Origin of the sequence: Actinacidiphila oryziradicis, from assembly GCF_005047355.1 — a bacterium.
In the GTDB taxonomy this organism is placed as follows: domain Bacteria; phylum Actinomycetota; class Actinomycetes; order Streptomycetales; family Streptomycetaceae; genus Actinacidiphila; species Actinacidiphila oryziradicis.
Genome location: NZ_SUMC01000197.1, coordinates 1 through 7,750, shown reverse-complemented (window position 1 = coordinate 7,750; position 7,750 = coordinate 1). Strand labels below are relative to the sequence as shown.

Genomic DNA, 7,750 nt, shown 5'->3' with positions numbered 1-7,750 from the left:
AGTGAGATGGCGGATCCGGTCCTGGTCGGTGGTGCCGATCGGGGCGGTGTAGCCGAGCCGGGCCCGGGTGTCGATGACGATGCCGCCGGTGGTCGCCGCCGTCTTCTTCGCCTTCTCCCGGATCTGCGGCTGCCACCGCCTCTTGACCTCACGCTCTATGCGGGCGGCGAGGTCCTTGCGGGGGCGCTTGAGCTGGTCCTTCACGTACCGCTCGACGGTGCGCTGGGAGACCCGCAGCATCTGGGCGACCGCCTTGGTGCCCTTGAGCTGCTTGACCAGGTACCGCATCTGGGCGCCGGCCGACTTCGGGATCGGGCGGGTGAACGCCTTCTGCACCGCCTTGTCCAGGCCGTCCCCGAACATGCTCATCGCGGTCTACTCTCCGTCGTCCTCGTTGGTGACGTTGCCGTCCTTGATGTACCGGGCCAGGTTGAGCTCCTGGCCGTACTGCTCCCGCACGCCCTCGGCCCACAAGGTGGTCTGGGTGCCCTCGTGCTTGACCATCCCCGGGCTGACACCGAGGCGGAAGCCGCCCGGCAGGGGCTTGCCGTCGATGTAGGGCAGGAAGTCCAGCGGGCTGGGGCCGTCGGCGGCGTACACGGCGCAGTCGGACAGGATCGCGACCGGGTACTGGCCGGTGGCGGCCGCGTGCTTGAGCATCTTGCGGTGCATGTTGATGCGGGTCTTGGAGATGACGGCGGCGCGGATGTCCGGGCGCCACGTCGGGCGGGACAGCGCCCGCCACGGCTCGCCGGGCTTCCAGCCTTCGCCGCGGGGCCGCTCGCGGAGCTTGCCGATGCCGCCCTTCACTGTGGCCTTCACCGCGGACAGCACGATCGCCAGCTGCGGGTCCACCTGTTTGTGCTCTGCCATCGCGGTCAGGAAGTCCTGCGGTGACAGGTCGGCGGTGACGCCCAGGTCGGCCATCGTCGCCACGTACGCGTCGCGCAGCCGGTTGTACCAGCCGTCCAGGAACCGGCCGTTCTCGTAGCGCACCCACGCCTCGATGGGGGCGACGTCGTAGCCGAGTTCGACTGCGTACGCCACGGTCGGCGTCGCGTACCAGGCCGGCCCCTCGGGCCGGTCGCCCTTGCGCGTGAACGGGCTGGGCAGCAGATCCCCGTCCAGCTCCTGCCACTCCTTGCCGACCAGCACCCGCGACAGATCGACGTGCGAGAGGTCGACCAGCCAGGAGCCGGGCAGCTTCGGGTCGAAGACCGGGCTCTTGACCCGGGTCGGCGCACCGAGGCCGACGATCGTGCCGTTCGCGCCGGCGGCGAAGGCCATGTTCACGTCGATGCCCACCAGGTGCGGCTTGAGGCACTCCGCGTCGGTGATCGGGCGCGCCCAGTCGTACGCCTCCTCCAGCAGCACCTCGGCCGGGGTGCGCCGGTGGAACCTGGGCAGGTCGGCGAGCAGCGGGTGCCCGTCGGGGGCCTCGCACGGCGCGCAGTCGACCGGGTCCTTACCCAGCGAGCCCGGGTTGTGCTCGCTGTGCCGCTTGCCGCTGGCGTCCGGTTCGCTGGCCCGCGTGGGCGGGTGCAGTGCGGTCATCAGCTCCAGGCCGGTCACGGCGGTGGAACCGCGCGGCGTCATCACCCGGGACGCGTACGTGCCCAGGAGCCGGGCGAGTTCCGCCGGCGGAAGCTGCCCGGCATCGGCCCAGTGCCGGGTATCGAGCGCGTCCCAGCCCGGGATGCACAGCTGCACGCACATCCGGTCGGAGCCCTGGGCCGGGCGGTAGATCCGCGCCCACGGCCCGAACCCGCGCTTCGTCAGCTTCCACTCCGCCCGCGCGAGCTGCTTGATGACCTTGTGGCCCTCCGGCAGCCGACCCGACAGGCGCTCCTCCTCGGTGAGGTGGAGCGGAAGGCCGTAACGCTCGCACGCGGCCTCGGTGAGCACGATCAGCGGGTCGGCGTCCTTGCCCGGCCCGCTCAGCCTGGGCGCGCCCAGCATCGCCTCCGACAGCGTCCAGTCGACCAGGGCCGGGATGGACTTGGCGGGCACGTCCAGGACCAGGCCGCCGACGCAGTACGCGAAGACCTGCCCGTCCTCGACGTCGACGACCGCGAGCGGCCCGTGGGCGAAGCGCGGGTCGACGGCGGCCGCGACGGGCTTCGCGGTGGCCTTCTTCGCAGCCGGACGCCGCGACGTCGACGACGGCCTGGTGGCGGCCGCCGTACGGGACGGAACGGGCGCGGGGCGCTGCGGGGTGCTCTGTTCAGTAGTCATGGCCGCAGCATCCGGGGCCGGACCTGTGGACAGAGGTCGCGGTTCTCCGGACTCGGCCTCGCGCGGCACGGGCGCGGAGGGGCCGGCGAACGTCTCGGGCACCGCCGTGTCCTGCGCGGGCACCGGGGTGTTGGCAGGGTAGAGCTCCGCGAGCTTGTCCAGCAGCCGGGCGTAGGCGTCGCGCTGCGGCGACCTGGGCTCGGTCTTGCCGCTCTCCCACGACACGACGGTCGGCCGGCGCACCTCCAGCGCCTGGGCGACCTGGTCCTGGGACAGACCGTGGGCCTTGCGCAGCCGCGCCCGTTCCGCGGGCGGGGGCAGCAGCGACTGCCCGGCGATCAGGGCGTCGACCGCGTCAAACAACTCGGACATGGAACACCTCCTGCCCCACAGTATAGCGTGAAATAAACATTTCGCGTACTAAGAACCTAACATTTCGCGTACATGGCGCCGGGGGTGCGCAACGAACGGCCCGGTCAACTGCCGAGGACGATGTCCTTGTACTTGGCGGGGACGAGCTTGTCGTTGTGGGGGCCGCCGAGTTGGTAGGCCGGGAGGTCGGGAGCGGCCAGGACACTGAAGCCGTGGCCGCCGTTGTCCAGAATGGTCTTGCCTGCCTTGCCCGCGGCAACCCAGTCGATCTCTACGGCGATGGCGCAGTCGCAGGTGGTGTCCTTCGCCGTGAGTTCAAAGACTTCGGGGTCTCCGGGCGAGATCTTGAAAGGGAAGGTCACCGGTGGATGACCGGGGTCGTTGGGGCCTCCCGGGTCGGGTTGGGCGATGGCTACGGGGCCGGGCTTGTCCAAGTCGGTGGTGAAGGGGCGTACGGCCTGGGCGGCGCCGCACTGGCCGTCTCCCACGACGATGCCGGTGGTGGGGGCGGGCTGGCGGTGGCGGACCAGGACATGCAATCCGGTCAGGAGGACCGCCTCGTTTGAGGAGGTCTGGTTGGTGATGTCGATCGTTCCCTGGCCCACTCGCCGGCCGTTGCTGCTGGGGTGCTGTTGGTACTGCGCGGCGGTTTCGTCGTAGTAGCCGGTGGGGAGGCAGCCGCCGACCTCGGCCTGGATGTGCAGGTAAGGCGGCAAGGGAGCGGAGGCGGTGCCTGCTGCGGCGGTGGCGGCGCCGGGGGTGGAGCTGTGCGTCGGGTTGGGAGCACCGCTCGAGCTGCGGGGGGAGTCCGCGGCGTAGACGCCGTAAATGCTGCCGGCGGCCACCGCCAGCACGGCGGCGAAGCTGATGAGCGCGGTCTTCTTGCGCTTCCACACCGGCAGGCGCTCCGGCGCCATCGCCGGTACGCGGGGCCAGCCCGTGTCCGCGCCTGCCTGATCGGTCCGCGGGACGGCAGCGGACGGGGGCAGCACAGCCGGGGAATGCGGACGGCGGGCGCTCGGCGGTGCGGGCGGAGGCGGCATCGGCACTCCGGTCACCGCCGAGCGGGCCCGCCACCACCGGGTGCGGCAATCGTCGACCGCCGCTTCGTCGCCGGTCATCGCCCGCACCATCGCCACCGCGTTGTCGATTGACGGCAGCCGTTTGGCGTCCAGGGCGTCCTGCAAGGTGCTGCGGGCGACCCGCAGGCCGTCTTGCTCGGTGCGGCGCACGAGCTCGCGTACCGACAGATCGCCGCCTACGAGCCTCATCTGCCGCAGCCATGCGGCGAACTCCTCGACAGGTCCCTGTGCGCTGTCCACCATCACGCCACCCCCAGGTGTCCGGAATCGTCCGGAGCTTAACGCCGCAGGTCCGGGCCTGTCCGGAGCTTCACCTGATGTGTCCGGCTTGCTCGGCTCGGCTCGCGGATTGCGGCGCAATGGAGGCATCCTCACCGGCCGCCCGGCTCTACCCGGACGGCCCGGCTGCCTCGAAGGGACGCCCTATGAAACCTCGCACACCCCCCGCCCGACGTCCCCGACAACACCGCCGTACCGCAGTGGGCCCGACGGGCGACAGGGGCGTGGAGAGGTGAACCTCCTCGCTACTGGTGCCCCCTGGTGGGCCGTGCTGCTGCTCTCGCTGCCCGCCACCGCCACCGTCATCATCCGGTCGGTCTTCCCGCAGAACTCCGCTGACCGCCTGGCCTGGTGGCGCGAACGGCGTCTGCACCGCGAACGCCTGGCCAACAACCGCGTGCCGCAGTCCCCCCCATCCGGCAGTGCGGACCACCGCACGGTCATTCCTCGTCGACGGCCTCCGGGTCACGCAGAGGCCGAAGCCCTCCAGGCAGATCAGGGAGCTGGAAGGAGTACCGGCCCAGCGTGTTGACATGGTGGCGCACGAACGGGGAGAGGCGGGCTACGTCCTCGTCACGGACGTCGAAACCGGAGCTGGTGAGCGCGCCGATATTTGGCGCGCTTCGGCTGCCGGTCATGCGCGACCGGGGTCATGTACCTCGAAGCCTCCAACATCTCCGTCAAATCGACCCACCAGGACGGGGCCGCCTTGCGCGTCGTCCTCCTCGACCCCACCTGCACCGCCGCCCGAATCGCCGCTCTGCTGCGCTCTTGGCCCACCACAACCTGACCACTCACTTCCGCTGCCGCCGTCCTTGTCCGGGCGTCATGGTCGCTGCCTGGCCGTCGCCGTGCGCGTGCTCCGGCAGGCAGCATCAGCGGCTCCTCCGAGTCCACCAGCGGGGGCGGTGAACAACTGCAGCCGGAACGTCGCCTCCCGCCCTATGCTGCCCGGTGCGCGGAACATGTGGTCGTCCACGGTGCAGCGCCGCGGCGCGGCCAGCCGCAGCACGGCCTGCACCGGTTTCCCCGCCGTGGAAGGCGCGCTGCCGGGCTGAGGCCCGGCCTGCATCTCATCGCTCACCCGACGATCATGCCCCTGTACCTGAAGTGAACGGAACCCTGCGGCCCACCGCGGAGCGGGCCGCTCATCGCGGCGGGTGGAGTTTCTGCCAGCGCCCGTGCAGCGATGCCGCCACCACCCGCAGGCGCTCGGCCAGTGCGGGTCCATCCTGGCCATGGGTCTTGTTCCGGTGGCAGTTGGGGCACAGCGCGATCATGACCGACGGGTAATCACGTCCGCCTTTCGCATGATCATCGATGTGATCGGCCTCCAACAGGGGCTCTCCTGCCTTGGTCCGGTACGGCAGATCGGGCATCAAGCACTGCGGGTTCTCACAGCGGCCCTGGCTGCGCAGCAGTACGGCCCGGCGTGCCGCTGAACAACGCACCCGGCGCTCGCCAGCCGTAAGCGCCGGTCCCGGTCCTTTCCGGCCCGCTCCCCTTCCTCAACCTGTCGGCATAACCCCCGGTACTCTGCCTCCCTGGAGGCGGTCGCATGCATCCTTGGGCGCATGTGCGGCTCCGCCCGCAGAGACAGCCCGCTGCCGCTTTCGGCTTCAGCCCGGCAGGTCGCTGGATCGGCCAAAGGCCCGGCGCCGGCGGGCACGCTGGTAGGTGGCGTTTACCGAGCCCAGTAGCTCCACTCCGGCTGCGAAGTGACGCGTTCTCGGGTGAGATGGAACCAGCGAAGCCCGGTCGGCCCCCGACGCACCGGGCCTCGCTCCCGCGACGCGAAGACGCCGGTGCGCACCTGGGCCCGGCGGCGTCCGGCGCCCCGCCGCTGCGCGACAGGAGCGGCCACCACTCGGCGACCGGGAGCGGCTCAGTCGTACACCATGACGGCAACCCGGTACCCCTCCTCGTTCGTATCCTCGGTGAGGAGATAGGCGTACCCGCCGTCGAGGCAGTGAACGATCCGATCGGCTGGCACATGGGCGATCACGATCCTGCGGCCGTCATCCGGACCGCCGAACAGGACAACACGCATGGCGGGGGACGGGGTGGCGGTGCCCGTCTAACGTCGCGTACTGCACCTGCCGCCCGGACCGGCAGGGGTGCGGGTACCGCAAGATGGTGCGGCGGCGATGCCGACGAGCGGATCTTCATCAACCAGGCAGCGCAGTGGTTCAACTTCGCCGGTCCCGGCGTCATCCGCAAGTACCTGGGCGCCAACCCCGGCTACTTCCCGGAGCCAGTCGGCACCGTCGCTTGCCCCACCGGCCGGCAGATCCCCGCCTTCCGCCGCAGCGACCTGCAGGACTTCGACCGCAAGCGCACCGGCGCCGCCGGGCGACCCGCCGGCCCACAGCACCGTGACCGCAAGCCCGAGACCGAGCAACGCATCAACACCGCCCTGGACTACCTGCGCGAGATCGGCGGCTACTGCCGCGGCGTCGCCGCCGAGCTCGCGGACCGGCACAACGAGCCGGCCTGGAAATGGGAGCGCGCCGTCAAGGAAGCCCGCAACCAGCGCAGCAGCACCGACGCGGCCGAGCACGAAGAATGACCCTGGGCCAGCTCGCCGGGCTGATACATCGTCCGTGACACCGGATCCGCCGGCAGGTTCAAAGATGGTCGACATGTGGTGGCTGGCGAGGGCTCGGGGCGCGAGACTTTAGGCGTGGGCCTCGTCGTAGGCGGCCATCAATCCGGCGGGAATTGGGCCTCGTGTGCTGACCTCTTTGTTGTTCTCCCGCGCCCAGGCCCGTACCTGCGCCAAGCTGCGCTGCGCAGGGACGCCTCCGTTACCGCCAGCGGAGGCAGTCGCCTTGCTCGTCTGGTGCGTCCTACGGGCCCTGCCGGCTCCCTCAACGGAGGCCGCCTCCTCACTGGGAGCTGCCTTCGCAGCAGCGGCCTTCTTGCTCGCCCGGCGCTTTACGCCGGTTCCCGCAGCTTCCGCAGCGGGGACTGCCTCGTCACTGGGGGCCGCCGTCGCAGTGGACGCCGCCTTCCCCGCAGCGGCCTTCTTGCTCGCCCGGCCCTTTACGCCGGCTTCGGCGACGGGAGTTGCCTTCGGAGCAGAGGCCGCCTTGCGGGCGCGCCCCGTCCCTGCCGTCTTGCGTCCGCGGGCACGCGGTTGGTCAGGCTGGGGAAGGTCCGCCTGCGGTTCCTGGTTCTCCTCCTGCTCCGGCTGAGTCTCACGGATCTCCTGCGGCCCAGCCTGCGGTTCCGCGGGCACCTCCTGCGGCGCCCGGAGCTCCTCTTGCTGCTCCGGGACGGGGCTCGACGCAGGCTGCCCGGGCTCCTCCTCGACGGTTAGCGTGCGCCCGTACACGGCGCTGACAACTCGCAAGACGTGCTCCAGGGGCTCCTGCGAGTCAATAGTGATGCGCACAACTTCCACCTTTAACATTGGGAACTGCTCGGTCGAGTCCACTGAGCGTAGGCGAATTTCCCCTGACGTTCACCTTCATGGCTATTGCCCACCTGCCCGCGGCGCGCATAGCGCTGCTGAACGCAAACACCGGAGGAGAACAACGGAACGGAACCTGTCAACGTGATCAAGGCAGGTAGATCGTTCTATCCCTGTGTCGGGATTGTTTGCTCGTCCGGTCGGGGTTGGTCGGGCTTGTTGATCCAGGCGGCCTCGGGGAGCTTGGATGGCTCGGGGGCCTTGCGGACGAAGCGTTCGGGATGCTTGGCGTAGACGGCGTCCAGGACGTCGGCGCGCATCTCGCGGAGCTGTTCGGCGAGGCCGAAATGCACGTCGAACGGGGTGT

8 protein-coding genes and 1 pseudogene are annotated in these 7,750 nt (G+C 70.3%); 2 read left to right on the top strand and 7 right to left on the bottom strand.

Going from position 1 to position 7,750, the window contains the following annotated elements; all coding sequences use genetic code 11:
* The 4 genes from tpg to FCI23_RS52850 all read right to left on the bottom strand — a co-directional run.
* The coding region (gene tpg / locus FCI23_RS52865) for a telomere-protecting terminal protein Tpg (protein ID WP_136731163.1) at positions 1-369 on the bottom strand (369 nt) is incomplete at its 3' end.
* A gap of 6 nt (positions 370-375) precedes the next feature.
* Positions 376-2,607: a telomere-associated protein Tap gene (tap, locus tag FCI23_RS52860; RefSeq protein WP_136731161.1), complete on the bottom strand. Its 2,232-nt coding sequence runs from the start codon at positions 2,605-2,607 to the stop codon at positions 376-378.
* Between the two features lie 104 nt (positions 2,608-2,711).
* Positions 2,712-3,932 carry a hypothetical protein gene (locus FCI23_RS52855; protein ID WP_136731159.1) on the bottom strand — a complete coding sequence of 407 codons (1,221 nt, stop codon included), beginning with the start codon at positions 3,930-3,932 and terminating at the stop codon, positions 2,712-2,714.
* A 476-nt stretch (positions 3,933-4,408) separates the two neighbouring features.
* Positions 4,409-4,606, bottom strand: a complete 198-nt coding sequence (locus tag FCI23_RS52850; protein WP_136731156.1) for a hypothetical protein — start codon at positions 4,604-4,606, stop codon at positions 4,409-4,411.
* Between the two features lie 14 nt (positions 4,607-4,620).
* On the opposite strand from FCI23_RS52850, the gene FCI23_RS57840 reads away from it, so the two are divergent.
* Complete coding sequence (locus FCI23_RS57840; protein ID WP_169317434.1) at positions 4,621-4,758, top strand: hypothetical protein; 138 nt, start codon at positions 4,621-4,623, stop codon at positions 4,756-4,758.
* Between the two features lie 358 nt (positions 4,759-5,116).
* On the opposite strand, the gene FCI23_RS52845 is transcribed toward FCI23_RS57840, so the two are convergent.
* Positions 5,117-5,305, bottom strand: a complete 189-nt coding sequence (locus FCI23_RS52845) for an HNH endonuclease signature motif containing protein (RefSeq protein WP_169317433.1) — start codon at positions 5,303-5,305, stop codon at positions 5,117-5,119.
* A 401-nt stretch (positions 5,306-5,706) separates the two neighbouring features.
* Here FCI23_RS52845 and FCI23_RS52840 point away from each other — a divergent pair, with 401 nt between their 5' ends.
* Positions 5,707-6,537 (top strand): hypothetical protein, encoded by an 831-nt coding sequence (locus FCI23_RS52840; RefSeq protein WP_136731152.1) that lies wholly within the window; start codon positions 5,707-5,709, stop codon positions 6,535-6,537.
* A gap of 108 nt (positions 6,538-6,645) precedes the next feature.
* Here the strand turns inward: FCI23_RS52840 and FCI23_RS52835 are convergent, their stop codons facing one another.
* Positions 6,646-7,365 (bottom strand): Lsr2 family DNA-binding protein, encoded by a 720-nt coding sequence (locus tag FCI23_RS52835; protein ID WP_136731149.1) that lies wholly within the window; start codon positions 7,363-7,365, stop codon positions 6,646-6,648.
* A gap of 185 nt (positions 7,366-7,550) precedes the next feature.
* A pseudogene (locus FCI23_RS52830) lies at positions 7,551-7,750 on the bottom strand (IS3 family transposase); the annotation flags it as partial.